20 protein-coding genes are annotated in these 22,878 nt (G+C 61.2%); 6 read left to right on the top strand and 14 right to left on the bottom strand.

Annotated elements, in window-relative coordinates; all coding sequences use genetic code 11:
• Positions 1–51: 51 nt before the first annotated feature.
• Positions 52–1,677: a DHA2 family efflux MFS transporter permease subunit gene (locus tag ACIX9_RS13330; RefSeq protein ID WP_013581012.1), complete on the bottom strand. Its 1,626-nt coding sequence runs from the start codon at positions 1,675–1,677 to the stop codon at positions 52–54.
• 93 nt (positions 1,678–1,770) lie between these two features.
• On the opposite strand from ACIX9_RS13330, the gene ACIX9_RS13325 reads away from it, so the two are divergent.
• Both ACIX9_RS13325 and ACIX9_RS13320 read left to right on the top strand, forming a co-directional pair.
• Positions 1,771–2,355, top strand: coding sequence for a TetR/AcrR family transcriptional regulator (locus ACIX9_RS13325; RefSeq protein WP_041597782.1), 585 nt, complete (start codon positions 1,771–1,773; stop codon positions 2,353–2,355).
• Positions 2,356–2,372: 17 nt separating this feature from the next.
• A complete protein-coding gene (locus ACIX9_RS13320) occupies positions 2,373–2,819 on the top strand; it encodes an acyl-CoA thioesterase (RefSeq protein ID WP_013581010.1) in 447 nt (148 codons plus the stop codon).
• Here the strand turns inward: ACIX9_RS13320 and ACIX9_RS13315 are convergent.
• The 7 genes from ACIX9_RS13315 to ACIX9_RS13280 form a co-directional block, all read right to left on the bottom strand.
• Entirely contained in the window at positions 2,816–3,151 is a 336-nt protein-coding gene (locus tag ACIX9_RS13315) for a hypothetical protein (RefSeq protein ID WP_013581009.1), read from the bottom strand. The genes ACIX9_RS13320 and ACIX9_RS13315 overlap by 4 nt on opposite strands.
• Before the next feature lie 91 nt (positions 3,152–3,242).
• Positions 3,243–5,741, bottom strand: a complete 2,499-nt coding sequence (locus ACIX9_RS13310; RefSeq protein ID WP_013581008.1) for a zinc-dependent metalloprotease — start codon at positions 5,739–5,741, stop codon at positions 3,243–3,245.
• 436 nt (positions 5,742–6,177) lie between these two features.
• Positions 6,178–6,969 carry a glycosyltransferase family 2 protein gene (locus tag ACIX9_RS13300; RefSeq protein ID WP_013581006.1) on the bottom strand — a complete coding sequence of 264 codons (792 nt, stop codon included), beginning with the start codon at positions 6,967–6,969 and terminating at the stop codon, positions 6,178–6,180.
• A gap of 183 nt (positions 6,970–7,152) precedes the next feature.
• The gene (gene cyaY / locus ACIX9_RS13295) at positions 7,153–7,488 is read right to left on the bottom strand and encodes an iron donor protein CyaY (RefSeq protein WP_013581005.1); all 336 of its coding nucleotides are present in this window, start codon (positions 7,486–7,488) and stop codon (positions 7,153–7,155) included.
• A 29-nt stretch (positions 7,489–7,517) separates the two neighbouring features.
• On the bottom strand, positions 7,518–8,924 hold the full coding sequence (locus ACIX9_RS13290) for a dihydrolipoyl dehydrogenase family protein (protein ID WP_041597111.1): 1,407 nt from the start codon (positions 8,922–8,924) through the stop codon (positions 7,518–7,520).
• A 101-nt stretch (positions 8,925–9,025) separates the two neighbouring features.
• A complete protein-coding gene (locus ACIX9_RS13285) occupies positions 9,026–10,678 on the bottom strand; it encodes a TIGR03118 family protein (protein WP_013581003.1) in 1,653 nt (550 codons plus the stop codon).
• Between the two features lie 156 nt (positions 10,679–10,834).
• Positions 10,835–11,320, bottom strand: a complete 486-nt coding sequence (locus tag ACIX9_RS13280; RefSeq protein WP_013581002.1) for a DsrE family protein — start codon at positions 11,318–11,320, stop codon at positions 10,835–10,837.
• Between the two features lie 137 nt (positions 11,321–11,457).
• On the opposite strand from ACIX9_RS13280, the gene ACIX9_RS13275 reads away from it, so the two are divergent.
• The 4 genes from ACIX9_RS13275 to ACIX9_RS13260 all read left to right on the top strand — a co-directional run bounded on the left by ACIX9_RS13275 (position 11,458) and on the right by ACIX9_RS13260 (position 14,179).
• Positions 11,458–12,297, top strand: a complete 840-nt coding sequence (locus ACIX9_RS13275) for a sulfite exporter TauE/SafE family protein (protein ID WP_013581001.1) — start codon at positions 11,458–11,460, stop codon at positions 12,295–12,297.
• Positions 12,298–12,681, top strand: coding sequence for a DUF1634 domain-containing protein (locus ACIX9_RS13270; RefSeq protein WP_013581000.1), 384 nt, complete (start codon positions 12,298–12,300; stop codon positions 12,679–12,681).
• Positions 12,682–12,691: 10 nt separating this feature from the next.
• Positions 12,692–13,519 (top strand): c-type cytochrome, encoded by an 828-nt coding sequence (locus ACIX9_RS13265; protein ID WP_013580999.1) that lies wholly within the window; start codon positions 12,692–12,694, stop codon positions 13,517–13,519.
• A gap of 201 nt (positions 13,520–13,720) precedes the next feature.
• The gene (locus ACIX9_RS13260; protein WP_041597110.1) at positions 13,721–14,179 is read left to right on the top strand and encodes a hypothetical protein; all 459 of its coding nucleotides are present in this window, start codon (positions 13,721–13,723) and stop codon (positions 14,177–14,179) included.
• A gap of 97 nt (positions 14,180–14,276) precedes the next feature.
• Here the strand turns inward: ACIX9_RS13260 and ACIX9_RS13255 are convergent, their stop codons facing one another.
• The 6 genes from ACIX9_RS13255 to ACIX9_RS13230 form a co-directional block, all read right to left on the bottom strand.
• Positions 14,277–14,768: a single-stranded DNA-binding protein gene (locus ACIX9_RS13255; RefSeq protein WP_013580998.1), complete on the bottom strand. Its 492-nt coding sequence runs from the start codon at positions 14,766–14,768 to the stop codon at positions 14,277–14,279.
• A 61-nt stretch (positions 14,769–14,829) separates the two neighbouring features.
• Positions 14,830–15,054 carry a hypothetical protein gene (locus ACIX9_RS13250; RefSeq protein WP_013580997.1) on the bottom strand — a complete coding sequence of 75 codons (225 nt, stop codon included), beginning with the start codon at positions 15,052–15,054 and terminating at the stop codon, positions 14,830–14,832.
• A 45-nt stretch (positions 15,055–15,099) separates the two neighbouring features.
• Positions 15,100–15,657, bottom strand: coding sequence for a DUF420 domain-containing protein (locus tag ACIX9_RS13245; protein ID WP_013580996.1), 558 nt, complete (start codon positions 15,655–15,657; stop codon positions 15,100–15,102).
• Between the two features lie 177 nt (positions 15,658–15,834).
• Entirely contained in the window at positions 15,835–16,794 is a 960-nt protein-coding gene (cyoE, locus tag ACIX9_RS13240) for a heme o synthase (protein WP_013580995.1), read from the bottom strand.
• A 28-nt stretch (positions 16,795–16,822) separates the two neighbouring features.
• Positions 16,823–18,562, bottom strand: a complete 1,740-nt coding sequence (locus ACIX9_RS13235) for a M1 family metallopeptidase (protein WP_013580994.1) — start codon at positions 18,560–18,562, stop codon at positions 16,823–16,825.
• Positions 18,563–18,631: 69 nt separating this feature from the next.
• Positions 18,632–22,435: an Ig-like domain repeat protein gene (locus ACIX9_RS13230; protein WP_198152100.1), complete on the bottom strand. Its 3,804-nt coding sequence runs from the start codon at positions 22,433–22,435 to the stop codon at positions 18,632–18,634.
• Between the last annotated feature and the right edge of the window lie 443 nt (positions 22,436–22,878).

The raw sequence follows: 22,878 nt of genomic DNA, 5'->3' as shown, positions 1-22,878 counted from the left end.
GCCCATGTCCCAGGATCGGGACATGGGGCACCCATCGTGCCGGGTTGAGGGTTAGTGGGCGGGCTCGGACTTGGCGGAGGGTTTGAAGCTCTTGGTGAGGAGAGCCAGGGGGCCTACGACTAACGTCATGATGCCGAGGACGTAGAAGCAGTCCATGAAGGCGAGCAGGCGAGTCTGGGCGAAGAGCTCGTTGTAGTAACGGGCGTAGGCGGCGGAGAGCGCGTCGGCCTGCGAGAAGCCGTGTACGCGGAGATAAGCGGCTGTGGCGTTGACGGCGGATTGGAAGGTGGCCGATGACGCGTTCTGATTGGCTCCGACGATGGACTGGTGGAAGTCCTGGCGGCGCTCCGACATAGTGGTGACGAAGGCGATGCCAAAGCTTCCGCCCCAGTTGCGGAAGAAGTTGGTGAGGGACGATGCGCGGTTGTTTTGCGCGGGAGTGAGCTGCGAGTAGCCGATGACCGAAAGCGGCACGAAGAAGAAGGCGTAGCCGAAGCCCTGGAGTGCGCGGGCGAGGGCGTAGTGCTTGTAGTCGGTGGCCAGGTTGAAGTGGCTGTAGTGGATGAAGGAGAGGCCCACGACCATAACCGCGCCGAAGAGGAGGATCTTGGGTTTGACGATGCCTCGCTGGACCAGTTGCGCACCTACGGGGGCCAGGAAGGTAATGACGAGCGCACCGGGTCCAAGGACGAGGCCGGCGTCGATGGCGCGGTAGCCATAGAGCGACTGGAGGAGCTGGGGGATCATCGTGGTGGAGGCGAAGAGACCTACGCCGAAGGTGAAGTAGAAGACGCAGGCGAGGGCGAAGTTGCGGACCTTGAGGAGTCGGAAGTCGATGACGGGGTCCTTGTGGTTGAGCTCCCAGAAGACTGCGCCGGTGAGGCAGGCGACGCCGACGACGAAACACCAGCGGATGAAGACGGAGCCGAACCAGTCGTCGATCTGTCCGCGGTCGAGGAGGATCTCGAGCGCGGCGGAGCCTACGCCGATAAGGGCCATGCCGACGCCGTCGATGGAGAGCTTACCGCCCTGGCGGACGGAGGCTCGCTCTGCCGCGTAGGAGGGTGGATCGAAGACGAAGCGGTTGGTGAGGTAGAGCGAGAGGAGGCCGATGGGGATGTTGATGAGGAAGACCCAGCGCCAGTTGTAGTTGTCGGTGATCCAGCCGCCGAGGACGGGGCCGATGGCGGGTGCGGTGACGATGGCGACGGTGTAAAGGGCGAAGGCTGAGGCTCGCTTGGCGGGTTCAAAGGTGTCTACGAGAATGGCCTGTTCGACCGGGGCGAGGCCTCCACCGCCGATGCCTTGAAGGACGCGGGCGAGGAGCATGATCTCCAGGCTGGGGGCGATGCCGCAGAGGAAGCTGGTGACGGTGAAGAGCGCGACGCAGGCCATGTAGTAGTTCTTGCGGCCGAAGACGCGGGAGAACCAGGCTGACATGGGCAGGATGACAGCGTTGGCGACGAGGTAGGTGGTGAGAATCCAGGTGACTTCGTCGAACGAACGGCCGAGGCCTCCTGCGATGTAGGGCAGGGAGACGTTGGCGATGGAGGTATCGAGCAGCTCCATGAAGGTGGCGAGGGTGACGGTGAGTGCGACTACCCATGGGTTGATGCCCGCTCGCCGGAGTGCTTCTACAGGAGAAATCTGAGAGATTGGGGCGACTGCGGTTGCCATCGAAATCCTTTTGTCAGAGATGAGACCGTTCGGTCGCTTTATGCATCAGATTCAGGAGAGATGGTGTGCGATGCAGGTTTTCTGGAGGTCGCGATGAGTAAAGGCGAGACGACGCGGGAGCGGATTGTGCGCGAGGCCGCGCCTTTGTTCAATCAAAAGGGGTTTGCGGGTTGTTCGGTGCAAGACATCCTGAATGCGACGGGGCTCGAAAAGGGTGGGCTGTACCGGCATTTTGCGAGCAAGCAGGAGTTGGCGGTGGAGGTGTTCCGCTGGGCGACGGCGCAGTCGCAGCGCTCGCGCACCGACGGGATGGAGCATATTGAGAACGCGGTGGATCGGCTGAAGTTTCATGTGGCGCGGTTTGCGGAGGCTCCCAGCCTGGTGGCGGGCGGCTGTATGCTGCTGAACACCGCGGTGGACGCGGACGACGTGAACCCGGAGCTGAAGGCGATGGCTTGCGATGCGATCCAGCGTTGGAAGCGCAGGATTGCGGCGATCGTCGAGTATGGGATGGCGCGGGGGGAGATCAAGGCAGGGACTACGGCTCGGCGGGTGGGGAATACGATTGTGGCGACGCTGGAGGGGGCGTTGGTGATCAGCCGGCTGGAGGGGACGAAGGATGCGCTGGAGGATGCGCGGGAGTCGCTGGGTGTGATGCTGGAGGGGCTGCGCGCCTGACCCGGTAAACTGAACAGATGAGTGAAATGGTTTTGGGTGAGGCGCGAGTGCGTGTCCGCTATGCGGAGACGGATCAGATGGGCGTGGTCTATCACGCGAACTACCTGGTCTGGTTTGAGGTGGGCCGGGTGGAGCTGATCCGGCAGATGGGCCTGGACTACAAGACAATGGAGCGCGAGGACGGCGTGGGGATTGCGGTGGTCGAGGTCACCTGCCGGTACAAGGCTCCGGCGCGGTACGACGATGAGCTGATCGTGCAGACGCGCATCGCGGGCGTACGCGGGAGCGTGGTGAAGTTTGCATATCGCGTGGTGCGTGCAGCGGATGGAACGCTGCTGTGCGAAGGCGCGACAACCCATGTGGTGGTCGACAAGGAGATGCGCAAGGCCGCGATGCCGGCACGCTACGCGGAGGCGTTCCGGGCCGCGCATGTGCCGGTGGAGACCGCTGAGGACGAGAGCTAGATCAGGACTGCGGCGGTCTCGGCGTCGGCGACGGTAGTGTCCGTGATTTCCAGCGTGGAGTCCACGTCAGCCCTGGTTAAGCCGAGGCTGGCAGAGATGGAGTTCACGCTGGCGCCGACCTGCTTGAGCGCCTCGACCTTGGCGGTCGTGGTCAGGTGGACGGTGTAGGCCTCGCGCACATGTTTGGCCTGCGCCTCTTCCACTTTCTGGGTCTTGGAGGGCTGGGTAGCTGTGTTGTGGGTTTCGGCCTGCGCCTGCACGTTGGTGGGCTTGTCGACGGGTTCCGGCTGGATCTGGGTGGGCTTCTGAATTGCGTTGATTTGATCGACCATGGTTGCACCTCTCTGGGGGTCTCGCCACGGAACTATCGGCAGGTCCCAGAGAGGCGTTCAACGATTCGCATCAATAATTTACGAATGCAGCTTACTCTTCGTCATCGCCGATGGGCATACCGGGGGGAGCTTCGATGGATTTGGCGGGGACGAACTTTTCAGGATCGCGGTTGAAGTCGTTGATGCGGTCGATCATCGCGGCGCGGTGGATGGCCTCTGCCGTATCTGTCAGGGGGGCGGCGGAGGTGAACTGCTTCAGCACGTCCTCAAGGTGGGAGTGGGCGATGGCGCGAGCCTGGGATGAGGCTGTTGGGTTCACGGCGAGGGTGAACATGGCTTCGAGCGCACGGAACTCGACGGCGCGTTCCACCTCAGAGGACATGGTGTGACCACCTTCTGGACGCTCGGCAGTGGTCTTGGAGACGGCCTCCATCAGGCCGCGCAGGGAGGGTGCCTTGGGCGAACGCATGTGGTACTGGACGAGGCGGCTGGCGCGTGCGGGATCGAAGAGAACGGCGAGGGTGAGGTCGGCGGCGGACTCTGCGGTGGCAATGGGATCGAAGGTCAGACCGGTCTCAGACGGGAAGGACTCCTGGGTGCGGCGGAGGCCGGGCGGGCGGGGCGGCAGGATCTGTAGCAGCGATTCAGGCAGCGTGAGCGTGTCCGGCGTGAGGGTCTTCAGCACGGCGGCGATGGCCTTGTTCTGATCCTCAGGCGAGACGATAGTGGGGTTGATCTGGCCGTCGTCACGGAGTTGGTAGCGGTAGTCCAGGCCGCCGATCTCCTTGATCGCGGCCTCGGTCTGGTAGCGGTGCAGCAGGTAGAGCGGGACGAGGGTGTCCTCAAGCTGGGCCATGGGCATGCCGGGCTTGATGGCGTTGGCGTTGAAGCGGGCGATGGCCTTGGCGCGGATGTCGAGGATGCGGATCAGCTCATCTGCTGGGTCTGCCCCGTTGTCCCAGAGATGGGCGTGCGGGTGTGCGCCGCTGAAGGGGCGGGAGTCCTCGTCGGTGATGAAGATGAGGCCCTTTTTCTCTGAGTCGGCAAGGATCTGATTGAGGGCTGCGGGCCGCTCCACGGCGCTGCCGGAGCGGTCGAACTCGCGATAGCCGTAATCGATGGCGACCTTATCCCAGGAGCCGATGTTGACGGGGTAGGCGTGGGAGAGATCGGGCACGCCTCCCTTGTTGAGGAAGATGTAAGGGTGCGGGTAGTCCATCACGGAGATGGTTTCGTCGAGATCGGTGTGGGGGAAGGCGCTGGCAGCGAAGTTGTGCGCGAGGCCGAGGGTGTGGCCGGTCTCATGCGCGGAGAGCTGACGGATGCGCTGCAGGACCATGGCGAGCATGGGATCGTTGCTGGGAGTGATCGCTGGTGCACCCTTGACGTAAGGGCTGAGCAGGGCTTCGGCGATGAGGTAGTCCTGGCGACCGCGCAGGCTGCCAAGGGTCACGTTGCCCTTGATGATTTCGCCGGTGCGTGGGTCTGCGATGGCGGCTCCGTAGCTCCAGCCGCGGGTGTAACGGTGGACCCACTGGATGATGTTGAAGCGGACGTCCATGGGGTCGGCGTCAGCGGGCAGGGGGTCTACGCGGAAGGTTCCCTTGGCCCAGCCGGCAGCCTGGAAGGCCTGGTCCCACCAGCGTGCGCCTTCTACGAGCGCGGTGCGGATGGGCTCCGGTGCGCCGCGATCCACGTAGTACTGGATGGGGGTGACGGGCTCGCAGGCCTTGGTGCAGCTTGGATCTTTCTTGATGAGGCGGTGGCGGATGATGAACCTTTGGTCGAGCTCTTCGCCTAAGGGCGCGCTGTAGTCGCGGTAGGAGCTGGGGAAGTAGCCGGCGCGCGGGTCGAAGCGCCGCGGGGTGAAGCCGGGGGGCGGGAGCTCCAGGAAGGACTGGTGCTCGCGCAGGGTGAGGGCGTGCGGGTCCGGGGTGACGTCCGCGACGTAGCTACGGCGACCTGGCGAGGTCTCGGAGGTGAAGGTCAGGAGGGCTTCGACCTCAGTGTTCTTTGGGAAGGCCTTGGTGTGGTCGAGCTCTATGGTGGAGCGGGAGGCATCCAGCTTGAACGCGCCCTGCTTCAACGTGGTGAGGGTCTCGATGACGCCGTGGGCGTCGCGGACGAAGAAGTCGGTGGCGTCTACAAGGACTGCGCCGTCGGGGTTTTCGGCCTCGACCTTGAAGCCGGCCAGGACGGACTCCGGGAAGGACTGGTGAATGGAGAGGCGCTCGGCGGGGTCGTCAGACGAGCTGCGGAACTCCTGGTTGGGCTCAACGAGGAGGACCTTGGGGCCGGAGCGCTCGAAGTGTACGATCTTGCCGCCGGAGGTCTGGCCGCGGTCCAGCCCAAGGTCGTTGGAGCCTGTCCCATGTGGCAGGGAATTTGTGTACAGGATGTCGTAGTTGAGCTTGGGGATCTCAAGGTAGAGCTTGCCGGCCCTGGCGTCCCAGTCCAGCGGCAGCAGGCCGGGCATGTGGACCATCGTCGCGGTCTTGGCGGCGATGGTCGGGGTCGGCTTGGACTCAGGAGACTGTGCGAGGACGGACGTCGCGGGAAGGGCGAGGGCGAGCAAAAACGCTGGGCGCATGTTTAGGTTTTAGCACGGGTGGAGGGGATCGGATTAAAAAGAGTTCAGCGGGGAGACCTCTCGCTGGCGAGGGCGACGGAGTTTGCAATGAGCACACCTGTGTCGAAATGGATTTCGCTTGAAGTAAAGTTCGTTGCAGCGGGGACAATCCCAGGAGGTCATCTGCCAGTTCATTCTGAACCACTGAATCAGGAGTGTCAGCCACAGCAGGCCGCCCAATAGAGCCGCTGAATCACTGAGGAAGGGATGATGTTCCAGAGACGTGGACGGGATCACTCCGAAGAGCAAGGCTCCGATCCCGATCGTCCCGAAGATGACTCCCAATCGGCTCAGCTTTCGCATACGCTCGCGGTAGAAGGCGCGCCACTGGTTTTGATACCAGAGTTCGTCCTTCCAAGGCTCGTCAACCAGAAGCTGCATGGAAGAAGTCTACGACCTAATTCGACTTCAGGAGTAATGCCGCGCGCCAGGCCTTCGCGTACTTCCAGCTCACATAGGCCGAGTGATACAGGTGCAGGAGCAGACCTTCGCGGCCGTCAAGGAAGCCGAGGCGGAAGATGTAGTTCCAACCGAAGGTCAGGGTCGGGACGATGAGGACGTTCCAGTAGAAGGCGGGCCACTCCCGGCTGGTGCGGCCGGCGGTCACCAGAAGCTCAGCGCCAAGCGTGGAGTAGCGATCCATATGCTCCAGGTAGCCTTCAAGCGTCGGGTAGGCGTGATGGATAAGGTCATAATCCAGGGTGTCTGAGTGGCCATCAAAGACGATGGTCTCGTGGACGGAGCGGTCTTCAAACTTGGGGGTGAGGGAGAAGTTGGCCGTGGAGCGGCGGAAGAGGCGTAGCTTGGGGTCCGGGTAGTAACCGCCATGCCTGATCCAGCGATTGAGAAAGAGGTTCCGGCGCTTCAGGAAATACGCATCGGCAGGCGGATTCGAAGGCAGCAGGGTCTGGATCTGGGTACGCAGCTTGGGGGAGAGTTCTTCGTCAGCGTCGAGCGAGAGAACCCAGTCTCCGGTGCATTGTGCGATGGCGAAGTTCTTCTGCGGGGCGAAGCCGGGCCAGGACTGCTCGAAGACCTTCGCGCCGAAGGACTGGGCGATCTCGACCGTCCGGTCCGTGGAGCCGGAGTCGACGATGACGATCTCGTCCGCGAAAGATACGCTGGCGAGCGTTCGTGCGAGGTTGTACTCCTCGTTACAGGTGATGATGGCGACGGACAGCATGGGCATGGTTTCTGGTCAGGTCCCCTCGCCCCTGGGGGCTAATGGCTTTCTTGTGAAGATGAGGGGGCGCGCGTAGGTGGCGGGCACCCTGAAAAGAGGCCCGCATATCTGGATTGTAGCGTGTCAGGGGGTGGTTACCGGAGAGCTTTCTGGTGACCGGAAGCCGGGTACTCCGCCAATTGGCACGGACTACGCCAGCAGAATGGAGGGGTCGCTGAGCTGCTCCTGGAGCAGGCGCTGGGTCAGCAGCAGCAGGGTTTCGCCGGTCTTGGACAGGACGAAGGCGGCGGCATCCTCAGACCAGTCCAGCTTGAAGCTGGTGGTGCGGGCGGAGATCCAGATCTGACGGACCGGGGTCTGCGGGGTGAAGACGAACTTGGTGCCGCCGTCCTCAAACAGCACGTTGAGCACACCGTTATGGTCCTCGGCCTCAAAGCCGCCTTCCTCTTCCACGCGGATCAGGGACTGTTTCAGGGATTCAAGGGCTTTGTCAGAGGCGCGGCGGAAGGTGGGCTCGTCAATCATGTTGCTAGTTTACGGCAGAGGACCGTCGCTCATCTCGGCGGCGTGCTGGAGAAGAGGTAGACCAGGCCCTCGTTCAGGGTGGGGTGCGTGACGATGAGGTCGCGTAGCGCGGTGTACGGCAGGTTGGCGGACATGGCCAGCTGGACCGCCGCCAGCATCTCGCCGGAGCCGACGCCGACCGCCGTGAAGCCGAGGATGGAGTCGTCCTGGGTGCTGATGAGGGCTTTGAGGAAGCCTTCGGACTCGTCCATCGTGCGGGTGCGAAGGACGGCGAGCATGGGGAGTTTGGCGAGGCGGTACGAGATGCCCTGGCGCTTGGCCTCACTCTCGCTCAGGCCGATGTGTGCGAACTCGGGATCGGTGAAGAGGCAGAAGGGGACCTGGCGGTCTTTTGTGCTTCGCGGAGTGCTTCCGGATTTGCCGAGCAGAACGGATTTTACGACGCGATGGTCGTCAAAGGCGATGTGCGTGAAGTGCGGACTGCCGGCGCAGTCGCCTACCGCAAAGACGTTTTCAGCAGAGGTGCGGAGATGCTCGTCGACCTGGATGTGGCCATCCTTGCCCAGGGTAACGCCGGCAAGATCCAGCCCGATGCCGTCCGTGTTCGGCGTTCTTCCCGTGGCGACGAGGATGTGGGTGCCCGTGATCTCGCCCGCGCTGGTGTGAACGGTGACGGAGGAGCCTGACCGACCGGTGACACGCTCGACCGAGGTGCTGGTGAGGATCTCGATGCCCTCGCGTGAGAGGACTCCGGTCAGCGTCGTGATGACGTCTTCGTCTTCCCGGTGGAGCAGGCGTGGATTGCGCTCGACGACTGTGACCTCGCTGCCTAGGCGGCGCATGGCCTGTGCAAACTCTAGGCCGATGTAGCCGCCGCCGAGGATGGTGAGGTGGGGTGGAACCTGGCCGGTTTCCAGCATCTCAATGTGGGTGAGGGGCTGGGCTTCGAGCAGGCCGGGGATGGGGTCGATGGCGGCACGGGAGCCGGTGCTGATCACCACGGTCTCCGCCGTCAGCATCCTGGTCATTCCGGTGTTGGTGAGGACGTGAAGGGTACGTGGCGCGGTGAAGGTGCCGGTGCCGAGAATCAACTCGGCCCCAGTCTGGGCGAATCGCCCTTCATGCATCTGGACGAGGCCATCGACCATCTTGCGCTTGCGACCGCGAACGACCTCCATGTCGATTGGCCCCGTCGCCACCGGAAGCCGGAACTGCGCGGCCTGCGAGGCGTAGTGAGCGACCTTGGCGGAGTGAACGAAGTTCTTGCTGGGCAGGCAGGCGATGTTGGGGCAGGAGCCGCCGATGTAACGGCGCTCGATGACCGCAGCCTTCTTGCCTGATGTGGCCATGGCCCAGGCGATGTACTTGCCGGCCTCTCCGCTGCCCAGGACTAGGAGGTCGTAGTGTTCGACGGGATCGGCTAACGGTGCGCTCATGCAGGTCAGTGTACGGCCAGCGCTGCCGCCCGTCATCCGCGTTCGAGGCAAAAAAGAGCCGCCCCTTGTGAGGGCGGCTGCGGGAAAGGGAAGCGGGGAGTTTACTGCACAGTCAGGGCGACGTTGGTCGTCTGGCTGATGGTGCCGCTGGTCGCCGTAACGGCGATCGTCGACTGTCCGGCAGGGGTAACGACAGCAGGCGTGGACGAGCTATCGTTGCAGCCCGCAAGCGAACCGATGGAGACCAGCAGCAGAAGCACTCCCAGGAGGTTCGGAAGTACGCTGCGGCCGGCCGTCGCCTTGCGCTTGCGGAAGGCAAGCAGCGAGGCAAACGGGAGGAGCATAGCAAAGGCGAGCCCGGTCGTCAGCTTGCTGGCCGGACGTACAAGTGCGGCGTTCGCCTTGCTGGTCAGGATGGTGACGGTGCCGGTGCTGCTTGCTGTGCCGGCGACCGTCAACTGCGTTGGCCCGAAGGTGCAGCTTGCGCCGACCGGCAGGCCGGAGCATGCAAGCGTTACCGTCCCACTGAAGTTATAGGTCGGCGCGACCGCGATCGTTGCCTGCACGTTGCTGCCTGCCGTAACGGCCAGCGCGGACGAAGACGTGCTGACTCCGAACGAAGGCGTACCTGCGGTGGTCGCGTCGTTGGCGATGCCTGCCAGCAGGCCGTGCTTCTCACCCGCGAGACCGGCGGTGAAGAAGACCGTGCTTGGATCGCCTGCGCTGACGGTGGTGCCGCCGGGGATAGCAGTTCCGCCGGGAAGCAGATCCCAGAGGGATGCGTACGCGAGCGGCTTGCCGGTGCCGTCGATCAACTGGCCCAGGTAGGCGAAGGTCTTGGGGTCATAGACGTTGATGAGGCCGTCGCCGAAGTTGCCGACGAGCAGGTCCTTGCTGAAGATGCCGAAGCTGGCCGGTGCGATGGCGACGCCCCAGGGCGCGTTGAGGTTGCCGCCGGTGACTGCCCGTGCGACAAAGGTGCCGGTGAGGTCAAAGATGCTGACGACGCCGTTGCCTGGTGCTACGAGTTCAAGTCCGGCGGCGGTGCGCTGCGAGTAAGCCACGAATACCTGCGTGCCGATGACATGGACGGAGAAAGGGAAGTAGCCGGTCGGCAGGGACGGATCGGTAAAGGTTCCGGCCAGCGTCGCAGGCTTGAAGGTGCTGTCGTAGATATCGACCTTGCCCGTGCCGAAGTTCGGCGCGAGCAGGAAGCTGGCTCCGGCGGCGTTGGTGAAGACGGCCAGACCGGTGTAGACGGAGCCCGTCGCGCCGGTGGCCGCGACCTGCGAGATTGCGTTGGCGGTCCCGAGCTTCGAGTTCCAGCCGGTGATCGCGCCGTCGATGCTGGAGAAGATAAAGGATGCCTTGGTGCCGTTGGGTAGAATCATGCCGGTGGTGCCGGCGGTAGTGACCGAGCCGGTCGGGGTTCCGGTCGCCGTGCCACCAGCCGCAGCCGGTACGATGACCTTGAACGCAATGGTTCCGGCGGCAGCCGTCACATAGTTGAAGCCCGTGCCCTGCGCGCTGATCCACCAGGTGGGGCTGACGGAGATGCCCCAGGGATTGATGAAGTTGGGGTCCATGGTGGTGGCGGCTACGGAGCCGTCAGAGAGGAGGTTGGTGACCTTGAAGGCGCCAGCCGTCTGGGCATGAAGCATTGCCGGAGCGGCAACGGAGAGCGCGGAAAGCGTCGCAACCGTTGCAAAGGATTTGATTGCCGCGAGGGCGCGGGTAACTCGTAGGGATGACATGGTGCCTCACTTTTCTTCGTCTGCCTCTTCTTTGAAGAAGCAGAGTCCTGACCGCAGAGTGTTTGCCGGTCAGGTTGAAGAGTAGTGAGGCGCAACCCCTGAGTTGTCAGTGGTTTGTCACGATGCTGTCTGCTGATCGTCTCAGCCGTGCAAAACCTAGCGACCGCCCTTGATGTACGTCCAGCCCTGCTCCTGCTTGAGCACCGTCTCGACGATTCCTGCGGGAACAGTCCCCACACCGGTTACCAGATCCGCCTCCGTCAACTTGCGTGCGTGCATGGAGTTCTGGCACGCGACGAAGCGGACGTGCTTCGCCATTAGCGCCTGGATATCGGCATCGGCGGTGGAAGGCTTGGCGACGAGCATGATGCCGCCACCAAAGGCCACAACCTCAACATCGACCTGATCCGGAGCCAGTCCCTTGAGCAGATTGCGAATGTTCCCCAAGGCAAGGTTCCAGTCGGCCTCATCGCCTGAGGTCACCGCGACCAGCACGTGATGCGGTTTGCCGGTGGCTTGGCTTGGAGCAGGCGCAGTGGTTGTGGCAGGCGCGGCGGCGGCCTGGGCCTGGCCGTTGATCGTGCAACAGAAGGGCAGGGCCAGCATCAGGCTGAACGGCAGAATCTTCTTACCTATGGACATGCGTGCGTACCTCGGATCGATTGGGATTCAGGTACGCTCATGCGCGTTCCTGCGATCAGGATAACCTCTCGCCCGCACTATAAGGCTCGGACACCGTATTCTGGAACCATCGTGACGGTTGAACAAGAGCGGGTGGCATGAACGCGGTTGAGTTTTCGGTATTGATTGGCGTGGCCTCGCTGCTCGCCGGCTTCCTCGGCTCGCTGACGGGGTTGGGCGGGGGCGTGGTGATCGTGCCGCTGCTGGCGCTGGGCTTTAAGGTGGATATCCACTACGCCATCGGCGCGTCGCTGGTCTCGGTGATCGCTACTTCGTGCGGGTCAGCGGGGTCGTTTCTGCGTGAGGGCTATTCCAACATTCGTATCGGCATGCTGCTTGAGGTGGCGACGACCACGGGCGCGATTGTCGGCGCTTTCCTCGCGGCAGGTACGCCGACGAAGGCCATCGCCATCGTCTTTGGGCTTGTGCTGATTGCCTCGGCTGTCATCTCGCTGCGAAAGAAGAAGCCGCACGCCAACGACGACGTCAAGGACCCCATCGCCACCGCGCTCAAGCTCAACGGCAGCTATCCCCTTCCAGCCGGCGGCCGTCAGGCCTACAACGTCCGCCGAGTCCCGCTCGGCTTCAGCCTCATGTTTGGCGCGGGTGCGCTTTCGGGTCTGCTCGGCATCGGCTCCGGCGCAGTGAAGGTGCTGGCGATGGACGAGGCAATGCTCATCCCCTTCAAGGTTTCGACCACAACCAGTAATTTCATGATTGGCGTCACCGCTGCGGCCAGTGCGGGGATTTATCTCAGCCGGGGCTACATCGACCCCGTCATCGCCTTCCCGGTCACCTTGGGCGTGGTGGCGGGCTCGCTCATCGGGGCACGCTTTCTGGTCCGCGCCAAGACCAGCGCCATCCGTATCGTCTTCGCCGTCGTCATCTGCCTGCTGGGGCTGGAGATGATCTACAGCGGCCTGACGGGGAGGCTCTAAATGGCCAAAGCCCCCAAGCCCTTGAACTGTACGGTGATCGATGCGCAGATCGGCCTCCTGCTGCGTATCGGTCTACTTTGCGCCACACTCGTCGTCATGGCTGGAGGAGCCATCTTCCTCGCCGCACACCAGCATTCCGTCGTCAGCTTCCATACCTTCCATGGCGAGCCCGCCAGCCTGAAGTCTCCCCTGCTGATCGTTGAAGGCGTCCTGCACGGGCAGGCGCTCGCCATCATCCAGTTCGGCATTCTGCTGCTGATCGCCACGCCGGTCGCGCGAGTGGTTTTCTCCATCTTTGCTTTCTTGAAGGCGCGGGATTATCTCTATGGCATGATCGCTGGTATGGTGCTGCTGGTTCTGCTGTACAGCCTGATCTGGCACTAGAGGCCTGGGGATGAAACGTGTGCGGGAGAGGTGGATCGTCGTTGCCGTCGTCGCGTTGACCGTCTCGGTCTACGGCGGGGCGATCCTCGCCAGCCTGCTTCCCAAACATCTCTCGCTCGACCTCGACGCAACCACTCGGCAGTCCAAGCTACCCTGGCGTCCGCCGCCCGTAAGCTCCATCCCGGACAACCCGCATGGTGACAGCATCCGCCGAGGCGCTCTGCTCTTCGACGAAACCCCGCTCTACGCCGCAGCCTTCACCGGAGCCAAAGTAAGCTGCGCCAACTGTCATGCGGAGGGCGGCATTCAACCGCTGGCCTCGCCGGTCGTCGGCCTCCCCGCAAAGTTTCCCATGTACAACGAGCGTGCCGGCCACATGATCAGCCTGAAGGACCGCGTGCAGGAGTGCTTCGTGCGTAGCGAGAACGGCACGCCGCTCGACTACGACGGCACGGAGATGAAGGGGCTCGTCGATTACATCGAATGGCTCTCCATACCGCAGCCCGGACGGCGGGCGTTTGAGGGGCGCGGCCTGGTCAAGCTGCCTGAACTCACTCCCGACCCCATCCACGGCGGCCAGATCTTCGCCGCCCAATGCGCGGGATGTCATGGTGAGGACGGGCAGGGTAAGCCACCCAAGTTCCCGCCGGTCTGGGGGCCGCAGTCCTTCAACGATGGCGCAGGCATGCATGGCGTGCGCAAGATGGCATCCTTCGTCCAGCACAACATGCCGCAGAACCGCATGGGCATCCTCACGCCACAGGAGGCCTGGGACGTGTCAGCTTTCATTCACGCGCAGCCCCGCCCGGCCTTCAATACGGCTTACAAGAAGTTTTAGAGCATGATTCCAAAGCCGTTGAAAAACTTCTATCGCGGTCATAACCGCAGCGGTATACTCCTGTTGAAACTCCGGCTGAAAGTTAGCTGAAGTGAACAATGCTCATGATTCCGTGAATGCGATCCGCTCCGGCTGGGACGACCGCGGTCTCTGGCAAGGCCCCGGCTCATCTCTGCAAATTGAAATTCACACTGGAGCGTTATGCCTATCAGATATGTCAATCAGATTCTTAATTCTTACAGCGCCAACGGAGTGACCTACAACAAGGGCGCTTCCGGCACGGGCGTGACCTACAACAACCCCTGGCAGGTGCTCACCGCAAGCGGCGACGCCGTCAGCGCGTTCACCGAGCCCCACATAACCGTATGGGCCAACAATGCCAACCGCATCACGACCGTGGAATTCACATGGGCGGGCAGCTATCATCTGGAGTTTCGCAATAGCTCGGGCAGGATCTTCGCCAAACACATCCCCGGTAGCGAAGCGACTAACGCGGCCAATCTGGAGAATCATCTGATTGCATTCCTGCAGACCTCCCACATCGTAGGTCCCAACAGGAATATTGGCCGCGCGTTTGCAGCTCCTGTAGCTAACGCCGCACCCATCGTACAAGCGCCTTTGAATCTCAACAGCCTGGCTGAGTTTCCATCACTGAGATAAGTGGCGCATCTTGCAACTCTCCCCAGAAGAAAAACCTGGTCCCCTCGATTCAGCAGGGGGGACCAGGTTTCGGATGGTGATTGACTGGTGATCAGGATTAGAAGGGAATGTCATCGTCGGTGATGCCGCTGTCGCCGTAGTCCGGGGTGCCGGCTGGTTGGCGCTGGTCGTAACCGCCGCTGCTTGATGCCGCGCTGGAGCGTGAGCTGGAACCGGAGTAAGAGGAGCTTCCGCCGCCGCTCTCGCCGCCTGCCTTGCCGCCCAGAAGCGTCAGTTCGTTGCACAGGATCTCGGTCTTGTACTTCTTCTCGCCGCTGGTCTTATCGTCCCAGGAGCGCGTCTGGATCTTGCCTTCGATCAGGATCTGTGAACCCTTCTTGACGTAGTCGCGGACCACCTCTGCCGTGCGCTGGAAGCAGACGATGTTGTGCCACTCCGTCTTGTCCGCCCAGTTGCCCTGCGCGTCCTTCTGGCGGTCGGCGGTGGCGAGCGAGAAGCTTGCGACGGTCATGCCGCCAGCCGTGCTGCGGATCTCGGGGTCCTTGCCGACGTTGCCGAGAAGGAAGACTTTATTGACGCCTTTTGCCATGGGGTGATGCTCCGATTCGTGCTGATTTTAGAGGTTGAGGATAGCAGAATGTTGTGTGGAACTAGCGGCGATAGTCGCCGGCCAGCTTTGCGATTCCCAAAAAGAGAGTCAGGACGCCGGTCGGCAGGCAGCCCATCGCAATCATCAGGCAGAGCCAGCCGGCGTTGGTGTGCGGTCCCTGATGGCCGATCCCCCCAAAGACGAAGAGGGCAAGAGCGGCGCAGACCGCCCCCGTGCCAAAGATGGCGATACCGGTCGTAAGAAGCTTGCGGGTGTCTTGTTGCATAGGGGCTTTCGGCAGAACATGGCAAACAAAAGAGTTGCAGTAAGGCTAGCGGTAAGCGGCCAGCATGGCGTAGACCAGGACTCCGCTGACCGAGACATAGAGCCAGATGGGAAAGGTGTAGCGGGCGAGACGGCGATGCAGCTCGAAGCGGCCGGTAAGCGAGAGAAAAAAGGTGATCAGGATCATCGGCAGCGCGAGCACGGAGGCCAGAATGTGCGGCGTCAACAGAATCCACAGGTAGAAGAAGCGGACGGCACCGTGGCCGGGAAAGTGCGCGTCGCCGTGCAGCGCATGATTCGTTATGTAGGATGCTAGAAAGAGTGACGAAAAGAAGAACGCCGCGAACATGCTGTTGCGGTGCTGCACGATCTCCCGCCGGCGAATGTAGCGCAGACCGATGATCAGGGCGATGGTGCAAAGGGTGTTGAAGACGGCATTCAGCGCTGGCAGAAAGCGCAGATGGGTGCCGCTCACGTCGGTCGGGTGGTGGTAGTAAACCAGCCACACCAGAAACGCGGAGGCCGCGCCGCTGATCGTGATGATGCCTGCGACAGCGCTGAAAGGGGTTCGGATGCCGAGAGTCGGGGTGGAAAGCGTGGACATGGTCTAAACACAGTGTAACGGCAGCGGGCAGGGCAGAAAAAAAGTGCGTGCTATCGTGGCTTCAAGTTCAATGAAATGAAGACTTTGGAGGCCAGGTTCGGACTTGCGTCCCGGGAAGTCCAGACCTAGGTCCAATGAATGGAATACTTTAGGCTTATTTGATAGGGGTGGGGGGCCTCAGAACCAAACCCGCCCCTGTGCGTTCAGGATCATCGCCCCCAGCAGCAGGGGAAGATAGATCACGCTTGCCTTCAGCAGGTTGCGCGCCTGGACGCGCGAATCGGGCGAACTCGGGTCGCGCAGGATCGACGCGAACTTGATCGTGTACCAGAGATAACCCAGCGTGAGGATGGTCGCCGCAATCGTATACGGCATTCCGGTCAGGTGCAGGAAGCTCGGCCAGAGTGCGACGGGAAGCATCAGGACGGCGTAGAACAGCGCCTGGAAGACGGTGGAGCGGGCCGCCCAGGTGATCGGCTGTTGCGTCGCCGCCAGCCGGATTCCCCCATGGCGATACTCATCCCGGTACATCCATCCAATCGCCATAAAGTGCGGGAACTGCCACACGAAGATCATCGCGAAGAGTGCAACGGCGGGCCACTCGATCAACCCCCGGGCCGCCGTCCACCCAATCAACGGAGGCAGCGCACCGGGGAAGGCTCCGATGAAGGTATTCAGGCTTGTGATCCGCTTCAGCGGGGTATAGATCGCGACATAAGACGTTGCAGTCAAAAGCGTTAGCGTGCCGGTGAGGAGGTTGGTTTCAATCGCCAGCCAAAGCGAGCCGAGGAAGATCGCCAGAAATCCCAGGATAAGACCATGCGGCAATGAGATACGCCCCGTGACCATCGGCCGCCGTGCAGTACGTGGCATCCGAGCATCGGAACGCCGCTCCAGCGCTTGGTTCAGAGCGGAAGATCCCGCCGTCACAATAGTGATGCCGGCCAGCGCGTAGAGCGATTCCGGATGGAAAGGACTCAGGCCAGACCGCAGATCCCCTAGATACAGCCCCGCAGCCGCGGTAATGATCACCATGGTCGAGACACGGAACTTGAAGAGGGTCGCGTAGTCCGAGAGGAGGCTCGGCTCAACCTTGGTCTCTACGGGAATCTCGACGGTTGCTGCGGAGTGGGCCACACCCTATTTTAGCGCGGCCCACTCCAGGCTAGGTTTTGCTGACGTTGATGAAGAAGAGATCCGTGGCGGCGGCGAACTGATCCTTCGTCAGGGGGGTCTTCAGGCTTTGCCAGGTGGTGGTGGGAAAGATGGTCTGCCAGTGCGTCTCATCCGTGCCCGCCTCGCCAATGCGGATGGGCATGGCGAAGCCGGGTTCATCCACCTGCCACTTGTAGAGAACGGTCTGGCTGGCCTCGTCAAAGTTGAGTTCCAGGTTGGGAATTGCGGTGTGGCGCAGGTACTGGTTGAAGAATGGGTTCAGGTAGAGGCCGGTATGGTCGTTCCACCAGGCGACCACGTCATCGGTCATGATGTTCTGGTATTTGAAGTGTTGATAGAACTCGTGGATCAGGCTGAACCACTTTGCGTCGTCATTGAGGACACTGCGGAGGGTGGCGATCATCAGCGCACCCTTGAAGTACATATCCTGCGGAGGCTCCTGGTTGCTCCAGGCCTCGGGAATGATGGGGGTGCGATTGCGGACCTTGGAGATCAGACCGTTGGTGTATTTGATGGCGTCGGGACGGCCGTAGTGATACTCGACGAAGAGGGTTTCCAGGTAGGTATCCCAGCCTTCGTGAATCCACGTGGACGACCGGTCCTGGGCGGTGATGGCGTTGCCGAACCACTCGTGGCCTGACTCGTGGATGATGATGAAGTCGAAGCGTGGTGAGATGCCGACGCCGGTCCAGTCGCGGTTGAGATAGCCATTGGCGAAGTGGTTGCCGTAAGACACGGCGGACTGGTGCTCCATACCGGAGTATGGAACTTCGATCAGCTTGTAGCCATCGCGCGCGAAGGGGTACTCACCAAAGTAGTGCTCGAAGGCTTTAAGCATGTTGGTGGCCTGGGGGAACTGCGCCTTGGCTTTGTCCAAGTCTTCCGGGAGTGCGTAGTAGTCAAGAGTAAGGGGCGGAAAGTCCCTGGACTTGTAGGTGTCTGAGAAGTGGCTATACGCAGCGATGTTGAGGGCCACATCATAGGAGTTGATGGGATAGGTGACGTGCCAGTTCCACTGGCTGTAGCCGTCGTGTAGATCGATCCTGGAGACGAAGCGTCCGTTGGAGACATCGGTCAGGGCGTTTGGAACTGAGACCGAGATATCCATGCCGTCCTGAGGCTCATCCTTCCACTGATCCTTGGAAGGCCACCAGATGGAAGAGCCGTCATCCTCGCAAGCAGTGGTGATCCAGGGCCGGCCCGCTGGGTCCTGCTCAAACGTCATGCCGCCGAAGCGGCCCTTGGCCTTGGGTGCGCCCGAGTACCTGAAGAGGATGGAGTACGTCTGGCCCTGCTTGAGCGTCTGGGGGAAATCGATGAAGACTGCGTTGCTGTCGTGCGTGTAGTGAAGCGGAATTTTGTTGAGGGTGATGCTGTCGATCTGGAGGGTGTCGGTCAGATCGAGCTGGATGCGGTTGCCATCAGCCAGCATCTTGAAACGGATCTGGTTAGTGCCGGCGATGGTCTTCGCGACTGGATCGACGCGGACGTCGAGATGGTAGTAGAGCAGATCGTTGTTGGCCCGATAAGGGCCGTAGGCAGCGTGGAGAACATCGTAGCGGCTGGGAGTGGCGGGAGCTGGCGCGGGTGTGTTCTGGGCGTTGGCTGCAGGGTAAGTGGTGGAAGTGGTATCGGAAGGCGTCTTGGGGAGGACGGGTGCTGGTGCAATTTGAGCGAAGAGGGACGAGGCCAGGATGCAAGCCGGTAGGGCAGTGCGAATCATGCGCATGGAAGGCAGTTTAGCGTGTTTTGCCGTCTTGAAAGACTGCGAATCGCACGAGATGGTGCGGACGCCTCCCTATGGGGAGACGTCCAGGCTGGTGATGACGTACTTGCTGGAGGTTGGGAAGAAGCCCATCTTCGTGGAAACAGGAAGGTTGGCGGGAATGGTGGCCGTCGCGGTCTGGCCACCGCAGGAGAGGATGGCTGTCTGGCCCAAGAGGGAGACGGTCACTGTCCCAACGGTAGACGAGGGGTAGATGGTTGCAAGGGTTTTGGTTGAGTTGCCGATGGTGGAGTAGAGATCGACCTCTCCGGCGTAGGTGACGACGAAGAGCATGTGCTTGAGATCGGTGTAGCGGAAGAGTAGATGAACTCCATTCGCGGGCAGGACATAGGTGGCCGTGTAGTCGGAGTGGGCTGCGTCGATGAAGACCGGATTGCTGAGATCTGACGTGTCTGAGACGATGCCGCCGCCTGCGATGTAGGTCCAGTCGCCGTTGGGGTCACTCCATACACCTGAGACGATGTTTGTGGCAGGTAAGGTCTTGTTCAGTGCAGTGCCTGCTGGATGCTCGTCGAAGTTGGTGTGAAGGTAGGGGATGGCCGCATGAGGCATGACAAGAATGGCCGTAGATTGACTCGGGGAGTAAGTCGAGTTTCCCGCATAGGAGGCCGTGAAGCTGTGAGTCCCGGAAGCGATGGCTGGAAGGGTAAAGTTTGCGGTCCCGGACACCAAGTTTGCGGTTCCGATGATGGCACTCCCATCAAGGAAGCTGACCGTTCCTGATGCGGCGGAACTCACCACGGAAGCCTTGAGCAGAATGCTGGAGCCTACTGCCGGGGCTGTGCTGGAGGATGTCAGTTGCAAGGTCGTCGGAATGGTGGCAGCCGTGACGACGGAGACTGGTGAGGTGCTTGCTGAATAAAGGCTGGTTCCCAAATAGGCGGCGGAGTAAAGATGAGTGCCTGGTGCGATGGAGTTTACGGTATAAACTGCATTGCCCCGCGAAAGTTTGGCAGTGCCAAGAGAAGTGGGCCCGTCAAAGAACTTGATGGTTCCGGTGACTGATGTGCTGTCGGTACTGGCGACGATGGTGAAGCTTGAATTTCCAGCGGGGTTGGAAGACGGGAACGAGAGCGTCGTGGAGGTGGGTTTCCGGTTGGTGGGAAGCGCGGGGAGATCTCCAACCATCATCGCAAGCGGAGCGGAGGTGCTGGCGGCGTAAGTTGAATTCCCGGCATAGACTGCAGTGATGGTGTGACTGCCCGCAGTCAGTGACGCGACTGTGTAGATAGCCGACCCTCCGATGAGGGGAGCGGTTGCGAAGGCTGCGCCAAAGTCTTGGAAGGTGACAGTGCCGGTCGCGGCAGATGGAGCCACGGTTGAAGTAAGAACGACGGGGACTCCCGTCAATGGTGCAGTGTCAGAGACTGTGAGCGTGGCATTTGAGGCGGTCGGTGACACCGTATTGGTGCTGGCGGTCCAGTCATAGCGGGTAATGGAATAAGGCGGTAAAGTATCGCCGGAGGGATTGGCAACCGTAAACGGCGCATTGATCGAGACGTTCTGCGCGGCGGTGTTGGTTGGGTTGTTGGCCGTGGCTTCATTGGTGGCGGAGATGCTGGAGGGTGCGTAGCGGGTCAGGATGACCTGTCCGCTCGGCATCTGCGGTCCGGCAAAGCCGATCGCATGCGAGCCTGCGACATCAGTGTTGATGACAATCATGGACCGCTGCGTGCCGGACTTGAAGCAATACGAGAATTGCTGGGGAACGTTGTTAGTGGCGGGCTCGCCGCTGCTATCCGCACCGTTGTGGTTGGCTAGCAGGTTATACGTTGTAGGGTTTGCAACCGGGCAGGAATACATGGGGCCGATAATGGCAGCGTTTGCCATGCGCATGCCGAGTTCCTGTGGGCGCACTGCATTGGTGGCTCCGCCCATGTCAATGACAGCGCCCCAGTTGTGGACCCAACCCACTGCGGGGATGTAAAAGGCATATTGATCGAGCGAGAAGAAGTTCTGATCGACGATGCCGAAGGTAAGGTGTTGAAGGGCTTGCAGGGCCGTGGCGGTGCCGTAACCGGCCGCATCCGTGAAGCTATCCAAGACGGATTGTGTGAGCGCGGAAGAGCCTTGACTTGTGCCGTTGTCGAACTCGTACACGTTCAGCTTGCCGTGAGACTTGATTGCGGTGCCCTGCTGGTAGAAGGTCGTGTCAGGGTTGGTGGTGTTCGCGACCACCTCATAGAAGAGCGGGTTCCAGAGCGAGGTGACCGGGGTCACGTCTCCGATGTACGCCTGGGTGTACGGGGCAAGTTCAGCGCTGTTCGGGTTGGCGCGCGCCATGGCTTCGGTCACGCCGTAGTTGGCATTGCCATCCTGAAAGCCGAGGACAAGATCAATCCCGGTGCCACCAGCAGGCCATGATGCGCTGCCTCGCATGGTGGCCCAAACGCCGGCCGCGTCGACGGAATAATCGTAGTAGTAGTCCGGCGCGTCCACGCGATATCCGAGGCCCTGGCCGGTTGCGCCCTCGTTCCAGTTCTCATTGCCCATGGGGAGATGGATCGTCGGGAAGACGCTGAGCCAGCTTGCTGTCTGGCCGTTTGCGGCTCGTTTGGCACCATAAGGAGTTGAGACCGCACCGTTGAGATACTCGATCCACTTGCCACCGTCTTCCGGTCCGGTGGTCTCCGGGAGGGTGTAGTAAGGCTCAGCGTTGATTGCCTTGCAGAGCTGGAGGAACTCCTCTAGCCCCACGCTGAGGCTGCCCGTGCCTCCGTTTGGCGGGTAGTCGTAGCTGGCTCCGGGAAGGCTCGGAGAGCGCTCGAACATAGGCTTGATGCTGTTGTCGATCTCCTCGGCGTTTTCACCAGCCCAATCGCGAAGCTCACAGGGGACGCCTGAAAGGGAGGCGCCGGCGCAATGCGCTTTGAGGGTGTTGAGGAGTTCGTCGCGGAAGACTGTGGTGTTCGTCGGATCGACGCCGGAGGTTTTCTGGAATGATACGTTGTCCAAGAGAACGGCTCCGCTTTGAGCTTCGAAGTCTACGTCGACCGGACCCGCGGCGACCTGATTGGTCTCCGTAGCGGGGCAGGTGACTGTGAAGGAGGTCCAGGCGGACGAGGCTGCGAAGGTCTTGCCGGCACAGAGAAAGGGGCTACCGGCTGCGGAGGTCACGAGGCGGCGCGCGTCGACTGAGAGTGTTGCGCTGCCGATGGTCTTATAGAAACCGGAGATGGTGTAAGTGCCGTTGAGCAGGATGCCGACATCGCTCGGGTTGGTATCGACGTAGCCCTTCACGCCCGCGGTAGAGCCCGAGACGGTCGCGTCGAGGCGCAGGGACTGGGTGCCATCATAGGGGGCAGAGCACTCTGAGAGGAGCTTGCCTCCGTTGGAGACGTTACCCCACCAACCACCTCCTTGGCCTTCCCAGACAGCCTCTGTGGTGCAGGCGATGGCTTGCCGCAGGATGATCACGTCACCTTCCTGCACGGCTGACGAGCATGGCTGAGAAAAGGTATACACAGGGCCGGCATTGTTCTTGGCGGTCGTATTGCTGGCTACGGTGCCAGAGCAGGCTACGGTGCGCGCTGTGCCGCGGTAGATGCGGAAGGTAGCACCCATCCAGAAGTTGGCAATGACGGGGTCATACGTATTGGGCGAGGGGAAGGTCGTCGTCGTCCCTGCCTTAAAAGCGACGAACTTATCGCGATAGAGATCCGGCTCGAAGCCTGGATTTCTCCAAAGAAGATTCTTGTAGATCTCACCGCCCTGATAGTAGGTCGGACCGTTCAGGTTGATACCAATTTTTTTTGGTGACTGAAGGACGATGGAGGATTCGTTGGGAGTGATCGTCTGAGCGTGCGCGATCGACAAAGAAAAAATGAGAAAGAGGAACAGACGCAGCTTCATGCAGGAACTCCCAGGATCGTCTTTTAGGTACCTAGGACAGATTGTGATGACACAGGGCTACAGGCGCATTACAACCGATTGAGGAAACTCCCTCAGAGCCGGAGGTTGTTCTGCAAAGTGAGAATTCGATTCAACTTATAGAGTCGTTTGACTAAGCATGGCACGCGCCGAATTTCCGTGCAAACCAACTTTTGTGTTAGCGCTCAATGGGGAAAGTTGTAGTTCCAAAATGGACAGAGCTTGTGAATGTTGGCCAAGACAAGAATGTTCGGGGCAAAATTATCTATTTCTTATCAATAGTGCTTGCGCATTAGCGGTGATAGAGTTGAGTTGAGCCAGTCACCCTTTGTCAAGAATGCCCCAACGCGCCTCGCTGCCGTCCACTCCTTCTCTGTGGCTGCGGTGGG

It is taken from the genome of Granulicella tundricola MP5ACTX9, assembly GCF_000178975.2.
Taxonomy (GTDB): Bacteria; Acidobacteriota; Terriglobia; order Terriglobales; family Acidobacteriaceae; genus Edaphobacter; species Edaphobacter tundricola.
This window is presented reverse-complemented; position numbering and strand designations above follow the sequence as displayed.

Bases quoted from the DNA above. Each gene is read 5' to 3' on its own strand.
- ACIX9_RS13330 (WP_013581012.1), bottom strand. From the start codon at position 1,677: ATGGCAACCGCAGTCGCCCCAATCTCTCAGATTTCTCCTGTAGAAGCA.
- ACIX9_RS13325 (WP_041597782.1), top strand. From the start codon at position 1,771: ATGAGTAAAGGCGAGACGACGCGGGAGCGGATTGTGCGCGAGGCCGCG.
- ACIX9_RS13320 (WP_013581010.1), top strand. From the start codon at position 2,373: ATGAGTGAAATGGTTTTGGGTGAGGCGCGAGTGCGTGTCCGCTATGCG.
- ACIX9_RS13315 (WP_013581009.1), bottom strand. From the start codon at position 3,151: ATGGTCGATCAAATCAACGCAATTCAGAAGCCCACCCAGATCCAGCCG.
- ACIX9_RS13310 (WP_013581008.1), bottom strand. From the start codon at position 5,741: ATGCGCCCAGCGTTTTTGCTCGCCCTCGCCCTTCCCGCGACGTCCGTC.
- ACIX9_RS13300 (WP_013581006.1), bottom strand. From the start codon at position 6,969: ATGCCCATGCTGTCCGTCGCCATCATCACCTGTAACGAGGAGTACAAC.
- cyaY (WP_013581005.1), bottom strand. From the start codon at position 7,488: ATGATTGACGAGCCCACCTTCCGCCGCGCCTCTGACAAAGCCCTTGAA.
- ACIX9_RS13290 (WP_041597111.1), bottom strand. From the start codon at position 8,924: ATGAGCGCACCGTTAGCCGATCCCGTCGAACACTACGACCTCCTAGTC.
- ACIX9_RS13285 (WP_013581003.1), bottom strand. From the start codon at position 10,678: ATGTCATCCCTACGAGTTACCCGCGCCCTCGCGGCAATCAAATCCTTT.
- ACIX9_RS13280 (WP_013581002.1), bottom strand. From the start codon at position 11,320: ATGTCCATAGGTAAGAAGATTCTGCCGTTCAGCCTGATGCTGGCCCTG.
- ACIX9_RS13275 (WP_013581001.1), top strand. From the start codon at position 11,458: ATGAACGCGGTTGAGTTTTCGGTATTGATTGGCGTGGCCTCGCTGCTC.
- ACIX9_RS13270 (WP_013581000.1), top strand. From the start codon at position 12,298: ATGGCCAAAGCCCCCAAGCCCTTGAACTGTACGGTGATCGATGCGCAG.
- ACIX9_RS13265 (WP_013580999.1), top strand. From the start codon at position 12,692: ATGAAACGTGTGCGGGAGAGGTGGATCGTCGTTGCCGTCGTCGCGTTG.
- ACIX9_RS13260 (WP_041597110.1), top strand. From the start codon at position 13,721: ATGCCTATCAGATATGTCAATCAGATTCTTAATTCTTACAGCGCCAAC.
- ACIX9_RS13255 (WP_013580998.1), bottom strand. From the start codon at position 14,768: ATGGCAAAAGGCGTCAATAAAGTCTTCCTTCTCGGCAACGTCGGCAAG.
- ACIX9_RS13250 (WP_013580997.1), bottom strand. From the start codon at position 15,054: ATGCAACAAGACACCCGCAAGCTTCTTACGACCGGTATCGCCATCTTT.
- ACIX9_RS13245 (WP_013580996.1), bottom strand. From the start codon at position 15,657: ATGTCCACGCTTTCCACCCCGACTCTCGGCATCCGAACCCCTTTCAGC.
- ACIX9_RS13235 (WP_013580994.1), bottom strand. From the start codon at position 18,562: ATGCGCATGATTCGCACTGCCCTACCGGCTTGCATCCTGGCCTCGTCC.